This is a genomic window from Halomonas sp. HAL1, assembly GCF_030544485.1.
Classification (GTDB): Bacteria; Pseudomonadota; Gammaproteobacteria; order Pseudomonadales; family Halomonadaceae; genus Vreelandella; species Vreelandella arctica.
The window spans coordinates 2,798,486-2,821,288 of sequence record NZ_CP130610.1 but is presented as its reverse complement, the minus strand read 5'-3'; the positions used below and the strand labels follow the sequence as shown (position 1 = coordinate 2,821,288).

Here is a 22,803-nt window from a genome sequence, read left to right as displayed (position 1 = left end):
CCTCGCGAGAGCGAGGCGTTGATTAGCTATTGGCTATGGCGCCTCCAGCTCTAAGGTGCGACGCAGGGCGTGAAGTTCATCCACTCCCAGGTGCTCAAGCCTTCCGGCGAGCAGGTCGCTAATTTTCTGAACGGGAAGCCCTGCCCGGCGGGCAATTTCTCGGCTTCCTAAGTCTGATACAGCGATCAGACGTGTAATAATACGCATTAAACGCGTACGTTTTTCTAGTTCCCTGACATCGAGGTCAGGGCTGCTTCGCGGAGGATCTAGCTGTTCCGCAGTGGCAGTTGCGCGTGCCGTGCTCATGTGGCTCCAACAGTCTGAAATGACAAGGACACAATGCCGCCAACTCGTGCGCATTTCAATGCCTATTTTGATGAAAATTTCACGATTTCTGCAAAGCCCGCAAACGCGCTAGCTCTGGTAAACTAGGCGCCTTCCTATTTTGCTGTGTACCTGGGCCGGTACACGCCGCTTTTTCAATTTAGTCTCGCTTTTATAGGCCGTTGGGCCGAGGAGTTTTGCATGTCGTCGAACAGCACACCCAAGGTGGGCGTGATCATGGGTTCTAAGTCTGACTGGCCGGTCATGGAGCACGCTGTCTCCATGCTGGAGCGTTTGGGCGTGGCCTATGAAACCCGCGTGGTCTCGGCGCACCGTACGCCGGACCTGCTGTTCGATTATGCCAAGGGTGCGGCCGAGCGCGGCTTACAAGTGATTGTGGCGGGTGCTGGTGGTGCTGCTCACTTGCCCGGCATGGTGGCCTCGCAAACGCCGCTGCCCGTGCTCGGCGTGCCGGTGGAGTCTAAGGCGCTTAAAGGCTTGGATTCGCTGCTTTCGATTGCGCAGATGCCGGGCGGCATTGCGGTGGGGACGCTGGCGATTGGTAAGGCGGGCGCCACTAACGCAGGCTTGCTGGCGGCGCAGATTGTTGGCTTACAAGATGCCACTGTGCGCAGTGCGGTCGAGGCGTTTCGCGCTGAGCAGACCCAGAAAGTACTCGATAATCCGGATCCGCGTCCCGATCCAGAAGCAGAATAAGGAGGCTGTCTATGAATATCGGTGTACTAGGCGCAGGCCAGCTAGGCCGTATGTTGGCGCTAGCAGGTTATCCGCTGGGCAATCGCTTCACTTTTTTAGATACCACGGGTAACCCCAGTGCAGGCATTGGCGATGTCATTGTCGACCCTAATAACCAGCACCTGGCTGAGTTTTTAGCCAAGGTGGATGTGGTGACTTACGAGTTCGAGCACCTGCCGGTGCAACTGGTACGGGAAATTGAGCAGCATAAGCCGGTTTACCCGAGTAGCCGCGCCATTGAAGTGTGCCAAAACCGGGTCGAAGAGAAGACCCTATTTGATCGCTTGGGAATTCCGACGCCTGCTTATCGTGTGGTGGAAAGTGCCGAGCAGCTTGAAGCCGCCGCCCGCGAGCTGGGCTGCCCGGTAGTGGCTAAATCGGTCACGGAAGGCTACGACGGTAAAGGCCAGGCAGTATTGAAACAGCCTGAGCAGGCGGCAGATGCATGGGCCGCTATTGGCCATTCGCAGCTAGTCGTTGAAGCATTTGTCGATTTCGTGCGCGAAGTCTCGATGATTGCCGTACGCGGCCGTGATGGCGAAGTGGTGTTCTACCCCATGGCGGAAAACCAGCATGTCGATGGCATTCTGCGTTACTCCGTAGCGCCACTGCCGGACCTGGATGCTAGCGTTCAGCAAACCGCCGATAGCTATATTCGTGCGTTGTTGGATGAGTTGGATTACGTGGGGGTGCTGGCGCTTGAGCTGTTTCAAACCCGCGATGGCAGCCTGCTGGCCAATGAAATGGCCCCACGCGTACATAACTCCGGCCACTGGACGATGGACGGCGCGGTGACCAGCCAGTTTGAGAATCATCTGCGTGCTATTCAGGGCTTGCCGTTGGGCGATACCCAGGCGATAGCCCCCACGTGCATGATTAATGTAATTGGTCGTGAGGGGGATAATGCGGCGATCCTGGCGCTTACAAACACGCACCTGCATCGCTATGACAAAGCAGAACGTGCCGGGCGCAAACTCGCCCACGTCAATATCCTGGCACCCAACCATGCCGAACTGCTTGAGAAAGTTCGCGCCTGTAGCGCTTTGTTGCCCGATGCTCCCCCTCCAGATCTCAGTTTTTCAATCAAACAGTAGTGCTCCAAAGCCGCCTGCCCCGCAAGCGGCTTTTTTGCTTACTTAATGGGTCAGTAGTTGACCGAGTACGCAACTTATATCGCTAAAATTGCCTAAATGCGCTAAAAAGGAATCACAAAAAAATCAGCTTACTAGGCTGAAACCAATAGCACTTTTTCATTAGGCGGGTAGTCGGTATGTCTCAATCCTCAACTACGAGGACTGCGTCGGGGATGCGTAGTGGTTTCCAGCGCGATCATCATGTCACCGTAAAACGCTTACACAGCGAGAAAGTACGCCTTCTGTACGATAACTTATGGCAGCCCGTGCTTAGCAGTGTGTTGGCAGGCATGTTGTTAGTGGCTGCCATGTGGCCGGTAGTGGCGAGCTGGATACTGCTGACCTGGCTTGCCGTCTTGACCTTTGTGTCGTTGGCTCGCCTTGCCTTGGCTTACTATTTTAGCCGCTTACCCGCGCAGCAACAGCAGCGCCGCCGCTGGTTACATCGGTTCAGCATTGGTGCGATTGCGGCTGGCTGCGTGTGGGGTTCTGGTGGGGTATTTCTGTTTACCGGCGAAAACCATGGCCAGGTAGCCGCGCTTTCGATTGTCCTGGCCGGTATTGCCGCTGGCGGCATCACAACGCTTTCTGCCGTATGGTGGGTTTCGCTTGGCTTTGTGTTGCCGATTATACTGCCCTTGCTGGTGCAGTTTTTGTTGTTAGGGTCATCACTGGCAATTCTCATTGGCGCCATGCTAAGCCTGTTTTTAGGCCTGATTATTACTACCAGCCGACGCCTAAGTCGCATTATTCACGACAATATTGCCCTGCGGGTGAGTATGTCTGCTCGCGAAGTGCAGTTGCAAGAAAGCGAAAACCGCTACCGCTCTATCTTTCAACGTTCGCCGCTGGGCGTGCTGCATTTTGATGAACATGGCCAAGTAACGGACTGTAATAGCAAACTGCTGGATATCCTGGGTGTTAACCGTGCGCAGCTGCTCGGCTATCGCATGTTATCCCATTCGGCGGATAGCAGAGTGGCAAAGGCTGTGCGCAACGCACTGGCCAAAGGCACTGGCTATTACGAAGGAACCTACTATCTGCCCAAGGCTAGCGCGGGAACGCCCCTGCGCGCCTTCTTCAATGGCGTACATAGCGCGGGTAACGAGATGGTTGGCGGTGTAGCGATTATCGAAGATTTTACCGAGCGTAAGCGCGCCGACGCGATTATTTACCGCCAAGCCTACTATGACTCACTCACTGATTTGCCCAATCGTCGCCTGTTTATTGAGCGATTAGCTGCCCTCTGCCATGAGAAGCAAACTGAACAGCAGGGCGGGTTGTTGATGTTTTTAGATTTAGATCGCTTCAAGCTGATTAACGATACCTGGGGGCATGCCACCGGGGATGATTTGCTGGTGCAAGTAGCCCGCCGCCTAGAAGGCTGTTTGCGCGAAGGCGACATGGCCGCACGGCTTAGCGGCGACGAGTTTGTCCTGCTGGCACTGCTTGAAGAAGAGGCAGAGGTAGATATGGAAGCCGCTGCTGAGGCTTATATGTGCGCTGTTCAGCAGGCACTCTCTGAACCTTATCGGCTTGAAAGCCGCTGGGTGGAGGTAACGCCCAGCATGGGATACACCTGCTTTATGGCCGCTGATTGTGACGATGAAGAATTGCTTAAGCAGGCCGATATTGCGATGTACCGCGCCAAAACGGAAGGGCGAGCACGCCTACGCCGCTATAAGCCCTGGATGCGGGATGCCATGCATTAAAGCGGCGTTGAAAGAATCTTTTACGCTATCTGTCCGCTCAGCAATAGCCATAGCGCGATTAATGCAAAGTGGCCGGGATACCACGCTAACCATAGACGCCGCGGCATCGCCAAGTTAATGGCAGGAATGCGTTGGGCGGCCCCTGCGGCAAGTATCAGCACCACCACACAAGTGCCTACGGTAAATGACTTGGCCATGTCAGACGCATTCATTTGACCGGCAATCCAAAGTGCCGGAAACGCTGCTAACCCGGCCCACAGGCGCGACTGAAAGTCACTGTCCGCTTGGCTCAAGGCATGCATGGCAAACATCAATAGCGGAATCAGCAACAGCCCATTATGGCCATACTCGACCCAGAACCCCAGCAGATACCACACCGTAACGCCTAGTGCGGCACCAGCTAACAGCCAGGGCATGGTGAGGGTTTGCTGCTGGTAGTGCTGCCAACCTTGGCGCACGAGCGCGCCCAGAGCCAAGCCGCTGGCGAGAGTAAAACAGACATTCAGAATGAAGGCGTCTGACGTCCGCGGCATCATCATATAGGGAAGCTGGGCGACCAAACCGATAATCAAAATCCGCCGCGAGTAGCGTAGCGGATTGCGGGTATTAAACAGCCCGTGCCAAGCCACCATGGCGGCAAACAGCGGAAAGGCGATACGGCCAATGGAAGACCCGGCCCAGCTCAAATCCCAGTCGCCGGGCAATATGTAGCGAGTGAGGTGGTCAATGGTCATGGTGAACAATGCCAGCCACTGGCCCCAGCCTGTCCAGTGAGAAGAGGGGCGAGGTAGCGTGCCTGCATGTGGGATAGTCGGGTGAACCATAAAACCTCCGTGTTGGACATGCGCGATGATACACAGACAGAGGTAGCTTTACCTAGTTCACTGAATTTTCAGCGTTAGCTAGAAACGCATCACCCCGGCAATTGCCGGGGTGATGGACATTAAGGCGTGCTGTGATGCTTACTCTTGCCCACCGAAATAACGGGTGTAGATCTCGTCGTAAGTGCCGTCTTCTTTCACTTCAGCCAGGGCTTCGTTGAACTGCTCGGCGAGTGCTTCGTCGCGTTGACGGAAAGCGATACCAAAGCCATCACCAAAATACTCTTTAGGTTCGGTTAGCATCTCGCCGACAACAACGTAGTTGCCTTCTTCGCTATCCAGTAACGTGGACTTACCGACTGGGTAGTCGAGGAACAAGATGTCCAAACGCTCGGATTCCATGTCCAGCACCATGTCATCGGCGGTAGAATAGCGGTTGATGTCGGCGACATCTCCGTACATGTCGGTGACGTAATTGTCCTGCAGCGTGCCGCGCTGAACGCCGATGGTCATGCCGGCGAGCGACTCTTCATTGGTTGCATCAAGGTCGGTGCCTTCAGGAGCAAACCAGGCGGACGGCGGGGTGATGTAGGGGTCAGAGAACAGCACTTGCTCGCGACGGTCATCATTGATCGTCATGGAGGACATAATAGCGTCGTATTTGCGTGCCATGAGGCCCGGGATAATGCCGTCCCAGCCCTGTACCACCCATTCACATTCAACGCCGATACGCTCGCAGAGGGCGTTGCCCAGGTCGATATCAAAGCCGGTCAGCTCGCCATCCGGCGTGCGATATTCCATCGGCTCGTAAGGCACATCAACCCCGATACGTACTTGGTCTTCTTGCGCCTGGGTGGCGCTTGCTGCAACGGCTAAGCCTAGCAGTGAGACAGACAGCAGTTTTTTCATTATGTATCTCCTTGGAAGCAGAGTTCATCTAAGCAAGCACCGCGTAATGATGGCGTTGACCACGTTAGTCACAGGTTGCTTTGTGATGATCATTAATAACTTATCCTAACTCGGCGTTGACGAAAAGCGCTTAATGATTCGTAAACCAACGTTTGTTTCACACTAGGAGTTCTGTGGCTGTAGATGTGCGAGCAACTTTTTCTCTAGATAACGAAAGAAATATAGGATGGTGAAGGTTAAACACAGGTATATCGCTGCCACAAACAAGAATGCGTCAAAAGGTGCATAAAAACGCGCATAGACAAAGCGTGCCGCGCCGGTCAGATCCATAATCGTCACTACGCTGGCAATAGCGCTGGCATGTAGCATGAAAATAACTTCGTTGCCGTAGGCCGGTAGGGCGCGACGAAAAGCGCTGGGGATAATAATGCGCCGCATGGTTTGCTGAGGTGACATGCCATAGGCGCGAGCCGCTTCAATTTCACCTTTCGAGGTAGACTTAATCGCGCCGCGAAAAATCTCGGTCGTATAGGCGGCGGTGTTGAGGGTAAATGCAATGAGTGCTGGAACGAATGGTTCTTCAAGTATCACCCATAGCCAGGTTTCTTGGATTCCGTCCACAAACACCACGCCGTAATAAATCAGGTAGAGTTGGATGAGTAACGGTGTGCCACGAAAAACATAGGTGTAAGCAAAAATAGGCCACTTAATCCAGGCATGTTTTGAACCACGCCCAATGGCAAGGGGGACGGCGGCGATTAAGCCAATGACCAGCGATAAAAAGACCAGTTGCACCGTGGTGGTCAGCCCATCGCCATAGTAGGAAAGCGTTTGCAGCGTGAAAATACTGTTCTCGGCAAGCTGATTTTCGAGCCATGTCATGAAAGCGGTCATTAGTCTGCCTCCCCATAGCCAATGTTGTAGCGTTTTTGCAGACGAGCAAAGATCCACTCCGAAACGCTGGCGATGAGCAGATAGATAAGCGCGACAATAATCATGAAAGTGAAAGGTTCGCGCGTCGCTTTAGAGGCTTCTGAGGCGACACGCACCATATCAGAAAGCCCGATTACCGAGACCAGTGCTGTGGTTTTGAGCAATACCATCCAGTTGTTGGAAAGGCCGGGCAGCGCATGGCGCATCATCTGCGGAAAACGGACGCGACGAAAAACCAGCCCATCGCTCATGCCATAGGCTTTACCTGCTTCGATTTGCCCATTATCGACCGCCATAAAAGCGCCGCGAAAGGTTTCCCCCATATAGGCCCCGAAAATTAGCCCAATGGTGACAACGCCCGCTACGAAGGCATTAATATTGATAAAAATATCGATATCGAACGAGTAGTAAAGCCAGTCGGTGATCATGTTGACGCCAATTTGGCCGCCGAAAAAAAACAGCATCATCAACACCAGATCGGGCACACCGCGAATAAGTGTGGTGTAAAGCGTGGCAAGACGATGAGCTAACCAGTTGCGCGACATCTTCGCGCTGGCGGTCAGTAGCCCTAAAATAATCGCTAAAATCAGCGACAACACCGCTAATTGGATGGTGACGCCTGCCCCCTCGATCAGCCGGGGGCCATAACCTTGCAAATCAATCATGGTGAGCCTCGCGGATCAGTATTTGGGAGCCAGGAATTGCTGCAGGCGCGGAGATTGCGGGTTGCCTAGCACTTGATCCGGCGGGCCCGCTTCTTCTACCAAACCCTGGTGAAGGTAGATGACTTGGCTGGAGACATCACGGGCGAAACTCATTTCGTGGGTGACAACCACCATGGTGCGGCCCTCTTCGGCCAGCCCGTGCATGACCTTCAGCACATCGCCTACCAACTCAGGATCAAGGGCGGAGGTGGGTTCATCAAACAGCATGACTTCAGGGTCCATCGCCAGCGCCCGCGCAATGGCGCCACGCTGCTGCTGCCCGCCAGACATCTGCGCCGGATAGGCATTGGCGCGGGCACTTAATCCCACGCGGTCGAGCAGTGCGTGGGCGTGTTCCAGGGCTTCTTTTTTGGGTTTTTTCAGTACGTGAATCGGCGCTTCAATGATGTTTTCCAGCAGCGTCATGTGAGCCCACAGGTTGAAGCTTTGGAAAACCATGGAAAGCTTGGCGCGCATTTGTACCACCTGCTTCCAATCTTCGGGCTCGCGGCCGTGCTTAGTGGTTTTAAAGCGAATGGGGTCGCCGTGGACAATGAGGTCGCCATCGTCGGGCTGTTCAAGCAAGTTCATGCAGCGCAAAAAAGTACTTTTACCCGACCCAGAGGCACCAATCATGGTAATCACGTCGCCCTTTTGGGCTTGCAGTGAGAGACCTTTCAGAACTTCCGTATCGCCAAAGCGTTTTTTAATATTACGCACTTCAAGGGGAGTAGGCGTAGCGGCCATAACATTGGCTCCAGTACAGAGTTGCCGCAGCAACTGGTTGGTTTGATGCGGCTGGCGCGAAAAAGGGGCGATTCTATCAGGCTGGACGCATAATGCGCGCCCTACTTATCACATTAAACACTCGACGTTGGTTGTACCAACGCCGAGCAGCCTGTTATCGCCTCACCATTATTATTGTCAATCTCTCTAACACTAGGATGATCTTTTGGAGGGCCTTAACGCTGAACCCTACGTAACCGGTGCCACCAACAGTGCCGCACGGGCACCCACTTCTACATTTGCGTTAGGGAAGACCACGTAAAGGGGCGTATCACCCACTCGGAATTCTCCAGCTTCTCCATCTTGTGCCAGCAGCGTGCCAGGCTCAAAACGGTTGAAGTTGGCCGTGTCTTCGGCAAAACAGAGCTGAAAGTCATCTGAGTGGCGAATCACCTCATGCTGTACCTTAAAAAACTGCATTTGCGAGGCTGGCTGGTGGGCCGGGGAGCGCCCTTCACTTAACGCTGTGAGCAGGGCACACATAGGTTTTAGAAACGCCATATCGTTTTGACCGAAGGGCGCCACGCGGCCCAATTCAAACGTGAAGGCCTGGGCGGCGTGATAGTGCTTGCTGTAGTGGGAGAATGTCCAGCTGTGCTGATGTTGGTGTAGCACCGCCTGCATATCCGCAGCGGCGAGCCACCCCCATTGCTCAGCGTCGGTAGAGGAGTCGGCAAATGGTTCGACAACGAAGCGGGGATAACGGCTATCCCGGATGGCGGTGTGTAGGTCGTAGTGCAGTTTGGGTAGCCCTGAATGGCGGGCGTAAAAGTCATCCACGGCGGCCATTAATGCTCGGGCGCGTTCCGGCTCTTCGCCTTCAGCGCGTAATTCACGCTTAAACAGCCGGTTCAGGTTAGTGGTCATAAACCGCTGCTGTGCTTTAAGCGCGGGTAGGTTCCCAAGGATGACCAGCACGGGCGCGCCAAGTATGGCGCTACCTGCTTCCAGGCGGCTGAGCCATTCACCGATCAGTTCAACGGGCGCGGTTTCATTACCGTGGATAGCCGCTGAAAAAATGCACGCGTGGGCCGCGTGGCTTGCCGTATTCGGTGTGAGCTCCAAAACGCCCGGTGCATACAAGTGGTAGCTACCGCTTGGGAAGACGCCTTGCTTTTTGTCCGGGAGCTGCCCGTCAAGCGACCAGTCGAGCCATTGGCCTAGCATTGTCAGCTCCTTAGTCTCTGTTTTTAGTGTCGTTGTCGTTATAAAAAGTGAGCCTAGCATTACCATGCTAACCGTATGTCACAAGACACTAGGTCGTTCGCATGTAAAAGCCCAGCGTATTCGTGAAAAGCATAAGGGAACTGGCATCAAAAAAAGCGCCCATGCGATGCATGAGCGCTTTTTCAAGCTGCGTGTCGAGTTACGCTGAGCGCTGGCGCTCCATTTCCTGCTGATACTCACTGGCAAGGGAGGTTTTTTGGTTCTCTGGTAGGCCTCGGCCAGCCAACTGGAACACTTCCTGCTCTTCTTCATCAAGGTGGTGAGTCACTAAATGCTGTAGCTGTTTAGCATGGGTCAACCAGTTAGTGGCGCTGTAGTCGGTTTCATCGAGAAGTTCTATAAGCTCATCAATTTCATGATGTTCGGCCACGCTGTGACGAGCCTTTTCCTGGGTCAAATCCATTTCCATCAGCGGGATGTAGAAAGCGCGCTCTTCGGCTGCGGCATGACCATGCAGTTCTTTTTTCACTTGCTTGTAGAGTGAGTCGCGCTCGTCGCTATCTCCATGAGTCTCAATCAAGCGGGCAAGCAGATCACGCTGAATATCATGATCCTTGCGCAGGGCTTCAAAAATCGTCATTCCAGACTCCTTGGATACGTTTAGGTAGGCAAGACCAAAGCTAGTGGGGGTTTGCGTAAAGTGCAAGCTGGCGTTCGTCGATGAAATCGATGCCCGCAGACGAAAACATTCGCTTTTATCTACGCTTGAGTGCGCTATGTTGTTGGTACTGTTTATTGAGAAAGCCCAGTGCACTGCTAAGTTACCTATAAGCCACACATCGCTAAGGAGATATCCATGACAAAGGTTCTGGTACTTTATTACTCCATGTACGGTCATATCGATACGATGGCGCACGCCGTTGCAGAGGGCGCAAAAAGCGTCAGCGGCGTTGAAGTCACCGTTAAGCGCGTACCTGAAACCATGCCCGCGGAAGCCTTTAAAAACGCAGGCGGCAAGCAGGATTACGATACGCCGGAAGCTACGCCGCAAGAACTCGCTGATTACGATGCGATTATCTTCGGTACGCCAACCCGCTTCGGCAATATGACCGGGCAAATGCGTACTTTCCTGGATCAAACCGGCGGCCTATGGGCTAACGGCGCACTTCGCGGCAAAGTTGCCAGCGTGTTTACGTCTACCGGTACGGGCGGTGGTGATGAAATGACCATTACCTCTACGTGGACCACGTTGGCTCACCACGGCATGATCATTGTACCGATTGGTTATGGCCTTGAAGAGCAGTTCGATATTTCCAAAGTGAGTGGCGGCACGCCTTACGGCGCTGCGACCCTCGCTGGCGGCGATGGCTCTCGCCAGCCCGATGAGCGCGAACTCAAAATTGCTCGTTTCCAGGGTGAGCTAGTCGCCAAGACAGCGGCTAAACTAGCTAGCTGATGAAGTGGTAGTTCATAACGTAAAAGCCTCGCTGGCATTGACCAGCGAGGCTTTTTTTATGGGTGATATCGACACCGCTAGGCGCCGCGTGCAGCGGTGTAAATGGTGTAAACGGATTGGCTGGCGGTCATAAATAACCGGTTACGATTCGCACCAGCAAAACATACATTGGAACAGACTTCAGGCAACAAAACCCGCCCCAGCAGCGTGCCTTCCGGCGAGAAAACCACGACGCCATCAATACCTTCGCCACCGTTGGCGCTCGACCAGATATTGCCATCCATGTCGCAGGCCATACCGTCGAAAATGGTATCTTCGCTGGTAACGACCACTTGGCGGTCACTGACGCTTTTGCCATCTTCGCCAAGCGACCAGCGAATGATTCGCGCGGGCTCGTCAAAATGGGTGGGGGCACTGTCACTGGCGTAGAAACCCTTGCCATCCGGTGTTAGTACAATACCGTTGGGTTTAAAAATATCGTCGGCCAGCAGGATAGGTTCATCAAGGCTGTCATCGACGTAATAGATAGCGGTTTCAAGTTCCAGATCACGCTTCTTGCCCTCATAGTCGAAGTGGGCGCCGTAACCGGGATCGGTAAAGATCACACCACCCGACGGGAGCGCCACCACGTCATTGGGGGCATTGAGTGGCTTGCCTTGATAGCGCTCGGCAAGCACCGTGGTGCTGCCATCCCATTCGTAGCGTAACACCCGAGAAGGGTAGTGCTCGCAAGCAATTAGCCGGCCCTGGTGATCAAAGGTATTACCGTTAGAGTGGCCAACGTTGTCTCTTAAAACGCTGACCTGACCAGTCGCTTCGTCCCAACGCATCTGCTTGGCTCGGGGGATATCGCTGAACACAACGTAACGGCCCACGGCATTCCAGGCCGGCCCCTCTGTCCATAGTCCGCCACTCCAGTGGCGCTCCAGCGGGCTATTAAAAATCATGTAGTCACTGAAGCGCTGATCCTCAACTTTCCAGGCATCAATGGGGTAGCGAGCGGGAGCGGGCCCTGGCGAGGCCTGCATGGCAAACAGCTGGGGGGTGGTGCCGACTGCGGCTAGAGCGGCCGTTGCCGAGAGAAACTGACGGCGTCCAAGTTTCATAGCATTGTCCTGAGTTTGTTTGTTGATGTTGTTATGAGCGAAGAGAAACTGACGTTTTCTTCACCTTCAGGACAAATGTAGAACATAGACGTGTAAAAAACATACATTGTCTGCCCGGTTGGACTCAGCCGGGCAGACAATCGCTATAGTAGATGAACGTCAGCGCGTAATGGCGTCAGCAATTGCCTTGCCTAAGCTTTCCGTTGTGCCTTGGCCACCCACGTCACGGGTGAGGACTTGGCTGTCGCCTGCGCTCAACACTTCCTCAATGGCGCTTACCAGCGCATCACCGGCTTCCTTGTAGCCAAGGTGCTCAAGCATCATGGCGCCGGACCAGATCTGGCCGATAGGGTTGGCGATGCCTTTACCAGCGATATCCGGTGCGCTGCCGTGTACCGGCTCAAACAGGCTGGGGAAGTGGCCTTCCGGGTTGATGTTGGCTGATGGGGCAATGCCGATTGTGCCGGTGCAGGCGGGGCCCAAGTCGGAAAGGATATCGCCGAATAGGTTGCTGCCCACGACCACATCGAACCAGTCTGGGTGAAGGACGAAATTGGCGGTCAGAATATCGATATGGAATTTATCCACCGCGATCTCAGGGTAGCCCTTCGCCATTTCGACGACGCGCTCATCCCAGTACGGCATGGTGATGGAAATGCCGTTGGACTTGGTGGCAGAAGTAAGCTTTTTGCGCGGGCGGGTTTGAGCCAGTTCAAAGGCGTACTTCAGGACGCGGTCCACGCCGGTGCGGGTCATAACCGTGTCTTGAATCACCACTTCACGGTCGGTGCCTTCAAACATTTTGCCGCCAACGCTTGAGTACTCGCCCTCGGTGTTCTCACGCACTACATAGAAATCGATATCGCCGGGTTCGCGGCCTGCCAACGGGCTTTTAATGCCGGGCATCAGCTTGCAGGGGCGCAGGTTGATGTACTGATCGAACTGGCGGCGGAACTGCAGCAGCGAGCCCCATAGGGAAATATGGTCGGGTACTTTATCGGGCCAGCCAACTGCGCCATAAAACAGTGCATCGAAGCCTTTTAACTGCTCAAACCAATCATCCGGCAGCATCTTGCCGTGTTCGAGGTAGTAGTCGCAGCTACCAAACTCAAAAGTAGTGAACTCAAGGTCGATATTAAAACGCTTGGCGGTTGCCTCGAGGGCACGAATGCCTTCAGGCATGACTTCGGTACCAATGCCGTCGCCGGCGATAATGGCGATACGATGAGCCATGGTGCTTCCTTCTCTTGTTAGTGGCTGACAATTGCTGGTAAGTACTGGGTCTGGCAAATACTGAGTAAAGTGTAGCGGCTATTTTGGTGGAGATAATCAGGCTACTATTCAAGCTATTGTTGCGTAAAAGTGAAGAGTGGCTAAGGGGTGTATGGCACAACTGGATGATTTGGCGTTTTTTCAACACCTGGCACGGGCGGGCAGCTTAACGGCAACCGCCCGTGAATTGGGGCTATCGCTCTCCGCCGTGAGTAAGCGGCTGAAGCTTTTAGAAGCGCGTTTGGGGGTTGAGCTGGCCGCCCGTACCACTCGGCGGTTGACGCTGACGGCGGAGGGCGAGCGCTACCTTGCCCGTGGTACGCTCATTTTGGATGAGCTTGCCGAGCTGGAAAGCTCGCTGGGTGAACGTTCCAACCAAGCCCTTAGTGGTCGGTTACGTGTTAACGCGACGTTTGGCTTTGGCCGCCGCCATATTGCGCCGTTACTATCGCGTTTTTGTGCTGAGCATCCTGAGGTGGAGGGCTGGCTAGAGCTCACCAACTTTCCGCTCAACCTAAGCGATCACGGCTTTGATATCGGCATTCGTGTGGGTGAACCCCCAGAGTCGCGTTTAGTCGCGCGACGCATTTTAGCGAATCGACGCATACTCTGCGCATCGCCTGGCTATATCGCTCACTCTTCGCCCCTTCAGATACCGGCTGATTTGCAGCAGCATGCTTGCCTAGTCATTCGTGAGAACGACAGTGATTTTCCGCTATGGCGCTTTGAACGTAGCGAGCCGTCCAAAAAGGAGCAAACGGTAAAAGTCAGTGGCCGGTTAGCCAGCAATGATGGTGAGGTGATTACCCGTTTGGCGTTGGACGGCCATGGCGTGATGCTGCGCTCTTGGTGGGATGTAAACGAGCACCTTGCCAGCGGCGCGTTAGTTGAGCTACTACCCGGCTGGCAAAGTGTACGAGCGGACTTCTATGCGGTCTATGAGCAGCGCAGGCATGTGCCCGCCCGGCTGCGTGCTTTTATTGCCTTTGTTCAGCAGGAGATGGCGGGGCGGGTGTCGGCGCTACCGGAGTCTTCCTGACTAGCGATTAGGGCAGGCTTCGCCCTGGGCGACATCGATCAGTTCATCGGTAGGAAAGTCCAGCTCCGCTGCACGCTGGCGCAGGCGGGACTCCGTCGCGCTATCCATTTCCGGTGTACGCGAGAGTATCCATAGGTAGTCTCGGTTAGGTCCCGCTACCAACGCCCACTGGTAGTCATCGTCAAGTTCAAGAATGTTATAGCCGCCGTAAAAGGGGCCAAAAAAGCTCACTTTCAAACGGCCCACATTTTTATCATCAATAAAGTAGGCGCGGCCTTCGGCTTCATCCCACGCTTGCTCTTCCAGGTTGTAGCCACGGTTGATGACGCGTACGCCGTCGTCATCGCGCAGGCTATAAGTGGCGGTGACGCAATCAAGGCCACGCTCAAATGAGTGGTCCAGGCGCGCTATCTCGTACCATTGGCCCAGGTAGCGATCTAATGCAAAGTCACTAACCGGCTCGGTTCCCTCGGGAATGCCGGTGCAGCCGGTAAGAAAAGCCATACTGATGACGCTGCTTCCTAGCAAATGTTTCATTTAAGCGCTCCTTGGCGATGAGTCTTTGGCGATCGGCTATGTTGTGTACTATCAGACGTTACATTCTGTCGTCATTTTGCCATATAAGAAGGACACGCTGATGACGTGTCGTTAATGAGATAGCAAACACAGGAGTGTTTATGTGGTGCCAACAAGAAATTCATTTACCCGAGATGACGCGCGGTTTCCATCTTATTACCGATGACGTGGCCAGGGCGCTGCCGTGTTTAAACGATGTTCATATTGGCACGCTGCACCTTCAGTTGATGCACACCTCCGCCTCGTTAACGCTTAACGAGAATACTGACCCTGATGTGCGCCACGACTTAGATGCCTTTCTGCGCCGCCTGGTGCCGGAAGACTTGCCCTATTTTCGCCATACGCTGGAAGGCCCTGATGATATGCCAGCCCACGTGGCCGCCAGCCTGCTGGGCACTCAGCTCACCTTGGCCGTGCGTGACGGTCGCCTAGCGCTGGGCACCTGGCAGGGCATATGGCTGGGGGAGCATCGTCATCAGGCCGGGCCGCGGCGTTTATTGGCCACCCTAAACGGGTGCGACGCTGGTTAACCTGGGGCATCACCTGAACGCGGGGTTGCTGTATAGTTAGGGCGTTTTAAGGCTTGAGCCGCTGCAGTAGCGGTTCATTCTGCATTTACCATGGAAAAAGCGCTTTTAAATGCCACGACGCTCCGTTTTTCATCTTTCTCGCCAGCGATGGTTGCGGCTGTTTTTCTTTCTCAATCTTACCTTGGTGGGTGTGCTCATTGCGCACCAAATTTGGTTATACGTGGCGGAGCCTGAGTTTGAGTCAGTCCATACGCTTCAGGTGGCGGATATTCGCGAGGTATTGACGGAGCGAACCGACTACCGCTTTGCGGTGGTCGGTAATATCAATAACTCGGTGAGCGTCTTTCAAGATGAAATTGTGCCGCTCATCAACCAGGGCGGCATCGATTTTCTTATCTCGGCGGGTAACGCCGTTAATGGCGGGCGACAAGAGAGCTATCAGGCGATCTATCACAGCTTGGAACAGCTCAATGTGCCTTACTTGCTAACCTATGGTGATAAAGAAGACAGTGACTTTGGTAGTTACCTGTTTTATGAATATTTTGGCCCGCATTTCTACTCCTTCGTTGCGGGCGATAGCCACTTCATCTTCCTGGACGGTACGGGCAAGTCATCTACTTCCTGGCAACTTGATTGGCTTTCCAGGGAACTGGCTGCATCTGAAGCGCAGCATCGGTTTTTGTTTATTGGTTTGCCGCTGCACAACGTAGTGAGCGACGCGCCGCTGTTTGAAGCCGACAATTATCTCAATGACCCCCGGCTGGCCGAAGGCATTATGGCGCTGGCGGAGGAGTATGATGTTGATACGGTGTTCTCCGCTAACCTAACGCTCTTTTCAGAGCAGACGATTAATGGGGTGGATTACGTCACCACGGGCGGTGCGGGCGGTATTCTGATTGATGCCGACAGCAGCTTTCATCACTACGTTATCGTCGACGTAGAAGGTGAGAATGTCGCCATTGCACCGGTGCGTTTAAATGTGGATAGCCCCGGTTGGTGGCGGGTAGTGAGTAGCGTTGGATCAACGGTTTACGCCTTCTTTTACGTCAGCTATACCCGCTTTTTACTGATTGTTGGTTTGCTGACGCTGTTAGCGCTGCGTTTATATCGGCTGATTTTTGAAGACCGCCATTATTATCCCGATTTTGATATTGATCCGACGCCTTTCCTGGGTAAGTCACTTCGAGTGGCGATGGTATCCAATAATTACTTTCCGTTTGTGTCTGGCGTATCGGTGTCGGTGGACCGTTTGCGCAATGGTTTACGTGATTTAGGGCACTCGATTCAACTGCTAGTGCCCCGTTATCGTGACGCATGGCAGGACGATAAAGCGATCAAACGTATCCCGACTTTGATGGCGTTTGGTGAAAAGAGGGAGTTCCGTTTAACCAACCCGTTCAGTGTGCGCTTTCGCCGCTGCCTGCGTGCCTTTAAGCCCGATTTGATTCATGTTCATCATCCTTTCTGGCTTGGTTCCATGGGGCTGTTTATGGGGCGTCGGCTTAAGGTGCCGGTGGTCTACACGTATCACACTCGCCTGGAGCACTATGCCCACTTTGTACCGTTACCTGGTGCGCTTTTTCGGAATTTGATCTCGCACTCTCTGATTAAGCACTTTTCTAACCGCTGCCAAGGGGTGATCGTGCCTACCTACTCCGCAGAGGAGTATCTCCGCATGATCGGGGTTAAAACGCCCTCGCTGGTGCAACCCACGGGAATTGATGTGGAGCGTTTCGCGCATGTCGAGGCGGGGGAGTTAGAAGCGCTGCGTGAGCGGCTAGCGATTGATCCCGCGCGCAAAATATTGATTAGCGTCTCGCGGATAAGCAAAGAGAAAAATATTGGCTTTATGCTGGAAGCACTTGCCGAGCTGCAGAACCAAGGGCACGAGGATTTTCATCTGCTGCTCATCGGTGATGGGCCAGATCGCGAGGCCATTCAACACCAAATCGATACCTTAAAACTGGCTGCACGGGTAACGTTAGTGGGCGCGGTGCCGCCTGATCAAATGGCGCTTTACTATCACCTAGGCGATATATTTGTATTCGCTTCTACATCGGAGACCCAGGGGATGGTCATTTTAGAGGCGATGTCGGCGGGCTTGCCCGTGGTGGCGGTGCGTTCAAGTGGTATTGATGATGTGGTGCGCCAGGGGGTGAACGGCTTCAAGACGCCGCAAAATCGTCAGGCGTGGGGGCAAAAAGTCGTCGAGCTAAAAGATAGTGAAGAGCTACGCCAGCAGTTGGGTAAACAGGCCAGCCACTTTGCTGAAGAGTTTGATATTGCCAACTTTGCCACCGCGGTAGCCACCTTTTACGCCGAAGTGCTCGCTAAGTATCACTCCCCTTCACGCTGAGGCCGTTTTTTGGCTGCTTGGCGCCGGTTGGCATCTTGACGCTGACTGGTATAGTACTTAAGCCCGACAAGCAGACCAATGCCAGCGGCAAGCCCTACGCCTGCCAACACGAGTTCTTTTGTGGAGGCCGCAGTGAAAAGGGCGCCTAACTGGCTACCCAAAAGAATCACCGCTGCGAGCCCTGGCACAATGCCGAGGGTGGAGCCGATCATATAATCGCGGAACTTAAGGTGGAAAGCGCCTGCCAGCATATTCGTCAGCGTGAACGGGGCGAGGGGCAGCAGGTTGATGACCGTCATGGTGCGAATGCCACGCTTGGATAAATAGCCCGAAAGGCCACGCAAATGACGGCCGCCATAGTGCATCAGCGCCTCTCGACCTAGCCAGTGCCCCACCCAATAAGACACTACCGATGAAGTCAATGTACCGAGCGTGGCGTACGCCAGCCCCCATACTGGGCCAAACAGTAAGCCTGTCACTACCACCAGTAGGCTAAGCGGAAACATCACCAACAGCGCGCCAGCGTAAACGGCCATCACCGCCGCAAACATCCAGGGCGCGTTACGCCACTGGCGGATGGTATCGATCAGCTCGCTCAGGCGCGCCTGGGTTAGTAGGTCGTAGCGCTGTAGCAAATGCCACATAGCACCTAACAGCACGACGGCTACCAGCAGGCCAACGCCCTTGCTCAATGTTCGCGACATGCCCACTCCCATCGACTAAAAAAGCGCTAGCATACGCTAGCCGTGCGATGGGATGAAGGCGCTTTTTAGGCGAACGATTAGTTGTTGAGTTCTGCTTCAATCACCGGCCAGGCGGGCTCACCGTCGGTGGTGGTCACGTCAGCCAGCATGGCTTCAATGCGCTCGGGGTGATCATTGATCCACTGCTCGGCGACCTCAGTAAGATCGCGCTCTTCCTGGCCAAATGCCTGAATCATCCAGCTCTGCTCTTCGGCGGAGAAGGTGAATTGCTCAAAGAACGCCACGACGTTGGGATTGGCCTCGGCATAGACACTGCGCAGAAGGGTTAATACGTCGCTTTCGCCGTTGTTCTCACCGAACAGATCTTCGGGATCTTCCAGGTAGCGCATCGGCAGTTCAAGGTTCATCCAGTGAGGCGTCCAGCCCACCCAGACAATCGGCTCTTCCCGGGAGATCGCATTGCGTGCGGCGGAAAGCATGGCGACTTCGCTGGTATCGACTAATTGCCAGTCGCCGAGTCCCCAGGTGTCGTTATCAATGGCGTTGTTAAGAATCTCGCTGGCAGCTGAACCGGCACCAAAACCATGAATCTCGCCACCCAACTGGTCGCGGTAGTCATCAAGGTCGGCAAAGCTTTGCAGGCCGTCATCAAAGAGATATTCAGGTACCGCCAGAGTCATTTGTGCGCCATCGACATTGTTCGCCACATCAATGAGTACGCCCGACTCTTTGCGGGGATTGAACATCTCGCGTTGAGCAGGCAGCCAAGCACCCAGGAAGACGTCTATATCGCCGCTTTCAATACCCTGATAAATCACCTGCAGGCCGATTTCCTGGACGCTGGTCTCGTAGCCGAGCGGATTCAATAGCTGCTCAGCAATAGCGGTTTTAACCGTAATGCCGGGCCAAGAGGGTACGCCGAAATCGAGGGTTTGATCATCGGCTTGTACGGTCGTGGCTAATAGTGCAGTGGTGGCAAGGGCAATGCCCGAGGCGAGAGGTTTAAAATGTGTCATACGATCTCCTTGCTAGGGGTTCTTGTCAGATAAGTGTTCTTGTCAGATAAACGCTGTTGCTAGATAGGTGCTTAAACTCGAAAGCCGCTAAACGTTGCGGGCTAGCACGCGAAGGCGTGAGGCCAGCATGTCGCGGTCTAGATAGGTGCCTTGTAAATGGCGAGCGCCACTATTGGGGTCGAATTCGCGGCGTCCGTGCAGTACGCGGCGGTTATCAAACGCAATCATCTGCCCAGGGCGGAGGGTGAACTCCAGCTGGTGCGCTTCGCTGTGAAATAACTTCCACAATAGGGCATAGGCGCTATACCAAGCATCCATTTGCTCTACCGGTAAATGAAGTGCGTCGCGAATCCAGTTGTTCAAGCGCATCTCGACCAGGTTACCTGCGCTGTCCAGCGTGACCACCGGCGCTCGCATGGAAATATCGTGGCTCTCATCCTGAAAGCGAAAGTCGATGGGCGTTTCGCTGAGTATGGCGAGCGCTGCTGGGTTTTGTTGGCGCAGGGCTTCTACTACGCGGGCGCCGTCGGCAAATAGCGATTCACCACCGCTGGCTTCGTTTTGCAGGCAGTAGAGCAACTGAATATCGGGCGGTTGTTGCCAGTTGGGCAAATCGACATGCAGCGGCAATCCTACCGCGGTATATGCCGCGTTATTGGGGTTGGGCTTAGAGCGCACATCAAAGCGGGCACCAAAATTGGTGGCGCGCAGTGGGCCAATACGCTCAGCCAGCCGGCTGACTTCTTCTTCTACCAAAGGGCCGTCGGTGATCAGTGCCAGGCCATCGCGCAGCATAGCGGTTAACCAGGCTTTTTCGCCTTGGGGCGTGAGGAAGTCGCTATGATTTATGCGCTCAGGCGCGAAGTTATCGACCCACGGTTTGGCATTGGGGACGGCTGAGGTAAGGCTCGCCTCTGGGCGACGCTGATAAAGCCAGCCACTGTGAAATGCACTAACGTGACCGTCCTGCCAGTTCAAATGCAGGTGGCCATCCAGTAGCGCCACGGTTGGCGGCTCGGAAATCGCTTCAAGCGGCAGGTAAAGCCGTTCACGGGTCTGCGGATGACGGCAAGCGTGGCAGGCACAGTGATCGCGTAGCCAGAGCAGGGGCAGGGTGGTTTGCTCGCCATCTTGCCACTCAAGTGCAACACCTTGTTGGGTGAGCATTGCCTGAGTGAGTGCGGGGCCGGTTTGGTAGGGGGTTAATTCGCCCATGTCTGGGGCTTGAGCGTTATTTGTCGTTGGTATCGTTGCCGTTTGTACCGCGCTATTCATGATGACTCCGAATCGCTCCCTTTGCGGCAGAGCCAGATGGCTGTGCGTTAGGGGTGTGCTTAAGTGTTAACCAGGATGAGGAGTAGCAGCGCCAGTGACAAACGATTAATCTGACCCCTAAGACATCATTTTATTTATAGGTCTCTTTTTCATGAGTCAGTTACCGCCATTGTTATGGCTGCAAGCCTTTGAATCCGCAGCGCGTACATTAAGCTTTACCGCTGCAGGCAATGAGCTTGGAGTAACCCAGGCGGCGATCAGTCAGCGCATTCGGTTGCTGGAAGACCGTGTCGGGCAGAAGCTGTTTGTGCGCCATGCCCGCAGTTTAACGTTAACCCCAGCGGGGCAAGCGTGGCTGCCGAGTATTCATGACGCCTTTGTCCGAATCAGCGAAGGAACCTTGGAGGTTTTTGGTAGCACAACCGAGCAACCGGTCACACTGCGTGCCACGCCCGCCATTCAGCAGTCGTGGCTGGCGCCGCGTCTGATTGCCTTCCACCGCGCCCACCCGCAGGTGGCGATTCGTTTGGTCAGCGCTATCTGGCCTGATGACTTTGGCCCTGAAGGGGCTGATATCGAGATTCGCTATGGCAAAGGGGAGTGGACCGGCGTTGAAATGCAGCCGCTAGGGGAAGAGCATTTGCTGCCGGTGTGCTCCCAGGCCTTGGCAGAGACGCTCGCTGCGCCGAGTGATCTGGCCGGGCACACGCTGCTGCACGCCGTGGGGTTTGGAGTGGGGTGGCCGGGCTGGTTGCAGGAAGCGGGTGCTGCCCATGTAGAGGCGCAGTGTTGGTCGCTCACCTGCGATAACCAGGTCATGACGTTGGCACTTGCCAGCCAAGGTGGCGGCATTGCGCTTACTCACCGGCGTTTAATGGAGCAACGTGGCGATTTAGTGGCGCCCTTTACTATTAGTGTGCCTAGCGACGAGCGCTTTTGGCTGGTACGGCCAAGCCGCCGCCACGTTAGCGATGAAGCAGGGTTGGTCTGGCAGTGGCTGTGCAACTCGATGGGATGAAGAGCCATGTTGGCTGCGACTGCCCGCTGGCTTGATCGGTGAATGTGTGAAAAGTATGTGAATAAAACAGAGCACACTCGCATAATTCGATTTAATCGAATACAAGTCGGAAAACGTTGCGCTTTTGCTTATCGGAAAGCGCCGTAGAATAGCTTCCAATTCATCAACCTAATGATCCTTGGAGCTTACAATGACGACGCGTGCCTTGGTAATCACCTCTTCTATCCTGGCGGAAAACGGCCAATCCAATGCGCTGGCTCATCGCTTTATCGAGCAAGCTAACGCTCGCGACGGTATCGATGTCACCCAGCGTGATGTGGTGAAAAACACGCTGCCACATCTGGATATCAACGAGCTGGGCGCCTGGCAAGTGGCGGCTGCAGAACGCAGCGCCGAGCAACACGAGTTGGCTGCTCATTCGGAAACGCTGCTCGCAGAGCTGCGTGCTAATGATGTGCTGGTGATTGCGGTGCCGATGTATAACTTGGGTATTCCTTCGCAGTTGAAAGCATGGTTTGACCGTGTGCTGCGGGCTGGAGAAACATTCCGTTATACCGAAAACGGGCCTCAAGGCTTGGTAGAAGGCAAGCGGGCGATTATTCTGGCAGCCCGTGGCGGCCAGTACGCAGGGACCGAAATGGATAGCCAAACGCCGCACCTCAAAGCCATGCTCGGCTTGATGGGGATTAAAGATACCCAGGTGGTCTATGCTGAAGGTTTGAACATGGGTGAGCAGCATCGCGACGCTGCGCTCAAAGAAGCTTTTCAGGCGATTGATCAATTGGTTGAGGGGCTTTAAGCCTCCTCTTGCGTTAGAAGGAATTCCACATGCCCCGGCCCGAATTACTCGAACAGATTTACACGATTGTCGATCAAATTCCGCCGGGCCGTGTGACTACCTACGGCCGCATTGCGGCGATGACCGAAGGCGCTACTCCGCGCATGGTGGGTTCGGCGATGCGCCACCTGCCGGATGGCCATCAATTGCCTTGGCATCGCGTGATTGCAGCATCCTTAAAGCTTGCCGACCATGGTGGCGCCGAGCGCCAGCACCGAAAGTTGCGCGATGAAGGTATTCTGTTTGATGCCAAAGGCCGCGTACCCGCGCATCTTGTTTGGCCTGATTGAGCTGCGCGAAGCCCTAACTTTCATTGTGAGGAGCTCGCGACGAAGCAATCTATGCCGCGGAGACAATTAACTCTAGATTGCT

At 54.5% G+C, this 22,803-nt stretch carries 24 protein-coding genes; 10 read left to right on the top strand and 14 right to left on the bottom strand.

The window, feature by feature from the left end:
* Positions 1-33: 33 nt before the first annotated feature.
* Complete coding sequence (locus Q3Y66_RS13255) at positions 34-306, bottom strand: XRE family transcriptional regulator (protein WP_008958942.1); 273 nt, start codon at positions 304-306, stop codon at positions 34-36.
* 219 nt (positions 307-525) lie between these two features.
* On the opposite strand from Q3Y66_RS13255, the gene purE reads away from it, so the two are divergent.
* The 3 genes from purE (at position 526) to Q3Y66_RS13240 (ending at position 3,925) form a co-directional block, all read left to right on the top strand.
* A complete protein-coding gene (purE, locus tag Q3Y66_RS13250) occupies positions 526-1,041 on the top strand; it encodes a 5-(carboxyamino)imidazole ribonucleotide mutase (protein WP_008958943.1) in 516 nt (171 codons plus the stop codon).
* Between the two features lie 11 nt (positions 1,042-1,052).
* Positions 1,053-2,174: a 5-(carboxyamino)imidazole ribonucleotide synthase gene (locus Q3Y66_RS13245; RefSeq protein ID WP_008958944.1), complete on the top strand. Its 1,122-nt coding sequence runs from the start codon at positions 1,053-1,055 to the stop codon at positions 2,172-2,174.
* Positions 2,175-2,350: 176 nt separating this feature from the next.
* Positions 2,351-3,925: a sensor domain-containing diguanylate cyclase gene (locus tag Q3Y66_RS13240; protein WP_050805314.1), complete on the top strand. Its 1,575-nt coding sequence runs from the start codon at positions 2,351-2,353 to the stop codon at positions 3,923-3,925.
* Positions 3,926-3,945: 20 nt separating this feature from the next.
* On the opposite strand, the gene Q3Y66_RS13235 is transcribed toward Q3Y66_RS13240, so the two are convergent.
* The 7 genes from Q3Y66_RS13235 to Q3Y66_RS13205 form a co-directional block, all read right to left on the bottom strand.
* Entirely contained in the window at positions 3,946-4,749 is an 804-nt protein-coding gene (locus Q3Y66_RS13235; RefSeq protein WP_008958946.1) for a TraX family protein, read from the bottom strand.
* Positions 4,750-4,887: 138 nt separating this feature from the next.
* Positions 4,888-5,655, bottom strand: a complete 768-nt coding sequence (locus Q3Y66_RS13230; protein ID WP_008958947.1) for a transporter substrate-binding domain-containing protein — start codon at positions 5,653-5,655, stop codon at positions 4,888-4,890.
* 162 nt (positions 5,656-5,817) lie between these two features.
* On the bottom strand, positions 5,818-6,549 hold the full coding sequence (locus tag Q3Y66_RS13225) for an ABC transporter permease (protein ID WP_008958948.1): 732 nt from the start codon (positions 6,547-6,549) through the stop codon (positions 5,818-5,820).
* On the bottom strand, positions 6,549-7,253 hold the full coding sequence (locus tag Q3Y66_RS13220; RefSeq protein ID WP_008958949.1) for an ABC transporter permease: 705 nt from the start codon (positions 7,251-7,253) through the stop codon (positions 6,549-6,551). Before Q3Y66_RS13220 ends, Q3Y66_RS13225 begins: the two co-directional genes overlap by 1 nt.
* A 15-nt stretch (positions 7,254-7,268) precedes the next feature.
* Positions 7,269-8,039, bottom strand: coding sequence for an ABC transporter ATP-binding protein (locus Q3Y66_RS13215; RefSeq protein WP_008958950.1), 771 nt, complete (start codon positions 8,037-8,039; stop codon positions 7,269-7,271).
* Positions 8,040-8,267: 228 nt separating this feature from the next.
* Complete coding sequence (locus tag Q3Y66_RS13210) at positions 8,268-9,245, bottom strand: succinylglutamate desuccinylase (protein ID WP_008958951.1); 978 nt, start codon at positions 9,243-9,245, stop codon at positions 8,268-8,270.
* A 199-nt stretch (positions 9,246-9,444) separates the two neighbouring features.
* Positions 9,445-9,885 carry a hemerythrin domain-containing protein gene (locus Q3Y66_RS13205; RefSeq protein WP_008958953.1) on the bottom strand — a complete coding sequence of 147 codons (441 nt, stop codon included), beginning with the start codon at positions 9,883-9,885 and terminating at the stop codon, positions 9,445-9,447.
* A gap of 216 nt (positions 9,886-10,101) precedes the next feature.
* Here Q3Y66_RS13205 and wrbA point away from each other — a divergent pair, with 216 nt between their 5' ends.
* Positions 10,102-10,701: an NAD(P)H:quinone oxidoreductase gene (gene wrbA, locus Q3Y66_RS13200; RefSeq protein ID WP_008958954.1), complete on the top strand. Its 600-nt coding sequence runs from the start codon at positions 10,102-10,104 to the stop codon at positions 10,699-10,701.
* Positions 10,702-10,778: 77 nt separating this feature from the next.
* On the opposite strand, the gene Q3Y66_RS13195 is transcribed toward wrbA, so the two are convergent.
* Positions 10,779-11,807 carry an SMP-30/gluconolactonase/LRE family protein gene (locus Q3Y66_RS13195; RefSeq protein ID WP_008958955.1) on the bottom strand — a complete coding sequence of 343 codons (1,029 nt, stop codon included), beginning with the start codon at positions 11,805-11,807 and terminating at the stop codon, positions 10,779-10,781.
* Positions 11,808-11,966: 159 nt separating this feature from the next.
* Positions 11,967-13,040 (bottom strand): tartrate dehydrogenase, encoded by a 1,074-nt coding sequence (locus Q3Y66_RS13190; protein ID WP_008958956.1) that lies wholly within the window; start codon positions 13,038-13,040, stop codon positions 11,967-11,969.
* 151 nt (positions 13,041-13,191) lie between these two features.
* On the opposite strand from Q3Y66_RS13190, the gene Q3Y66_RS13185 reads away from it, so the two are divergent.
* A complete protein-coding gene (locus Q3Y66_RS13185; RefSeq protein WP_008958957.1) occupies positions 13,192-14,118 on the top strand; it encodes a LysR family transcriptional regulator in 927 nt (308 codons plus the stop codon).
* Here the strand turns inward: Q3Y66_RS13185 and Q3Y66_RS13180 are convergent, their stop codons facing one another.
* Positions 14,119-14,655, bottom strand: coding sequence for a lipocalin family protein (locus Q3Y66_RS13180; protein ID WP_008958958.1), 537 nt, complete (start codon positions 14,653-14,655; stop codon positions 14,119-14,121).
* Positions 14,656-14,795: 140 nt separating this feature from the next.
* Here Q3Y66_RS13180 and Q3Y66_RS13175 point away from each other — a divergent pair, with 140 nt between their 5' ends.
* Entirely contained in the window at positions 14,796-15,224 is a 429-nt protein-coding gene (locus Q3Y66_RS13175; protein ID WP_008958959.1) for a secondary thiamine-phosphate synthase enzyme YjbQ, read from the top strand.
* Positions 15,225-15,333: 109 nt separating this feature from the next.
* Positions 15,334-17,580 (top strand): glycosyltransferase, encoded by a 2,247-nt coding sequence (locus Q3Y66_RS13170; protein ID WP_008958960.1) that lies wholly within the window; start codon positions 15,334-15,336, stop codon positions 17,578-17,580.
* Here Q3Y66_RS13170 and Q3Y66_RS13165 read toward each other — a convergent pair.
* The 3 genes from Q3Y66_RS13165 to Q3Y66_RS13155 form a co-directional block, all read right to left on the bottom strand.
* Positions 17,562-18,284, bottom strand: a complete 723-nt coding sequence (locus Q3Y66_RS13165) for a TVP38/TMEM64 family protein (RefSeq protein ID WP_008958961.1) — start codon at positions 18,282-18,284, stop codon at positions 17,562-17,564. The genes Q3Y66_RS13170 and Q3Y66_RS13165 overlap by 19 nt on opposite strands.
* Before the next feature lie 77 nt (positions 18,285-18,361).
* A complete protein-coding gene (locus tag Q3Y66_RS13160) occupies positions 18,362-19,300 on the bottom strand; it encodes an ABC transporter substrate-binding protein (protein WP_008958962.1) in 939 nt (312 codons plus the stop codon).
* A gap of 87 nt (positions 19,301-19,387) precedes the next feature.
* A complete protein-coding gene (locus tag Q3Y66_RS13155) occupies positions 19,388-20,575 on the bottom strand; it encodes a TauD/TfdA family dioxygenase (RefSeq protein ID WP_008958963.1) in 1,188 nt (395 codons plus the stop codon).
* Between the two features lie 151 nt (positions 20,576-20,726).
* Here Q3Y66_RS13155 and Q3Y66_RS13150 point away from each other — a divergent pair, with 151 nt between their 5' ends.
* From Q3Y66_RS13150 to Q3Y66_RS13140, 3 genes are all read left to right on the top strand, one after another.
* Complete coding sequence (locus Q3Y66_RS13150; protein ID WP_008958964.1) at positions 20,727-21,593, top strand: LysR substrate-binding domain-containing protein; 867 nt, start codon at positions 20,727-20,729, stop codon at positions 21,591-21,593.
* 190 nt (positions 21,594-21,783) lie between these two features.
* The gene (locus Q3Y66_RS13145) at positions 21,784-22,392 is read left to right on the top strand and encodes an FMN-dependent NADH-azoreductase (RefSeq protein WP_008958965.1); all 609 of its coding nucleotides are present in this window, start codon (positions 21,784-21,786) and stop codon (positions 22,390-22,392) included.
* A gap of 29 nt (positions 22,393-22,421) precedes the next feature.
* Positions 22,422-22,721, top strand: a complete 300-nt coding sequence (locus Q3Y66_RS13140; protein WP_008958966.1) for an MGMT family protein — start codon at positions 22,422-22,424, stop codon at positions 22,719-22,721.
* Positions 22,722-22,803: the final 82 nt, after the last annotated feature.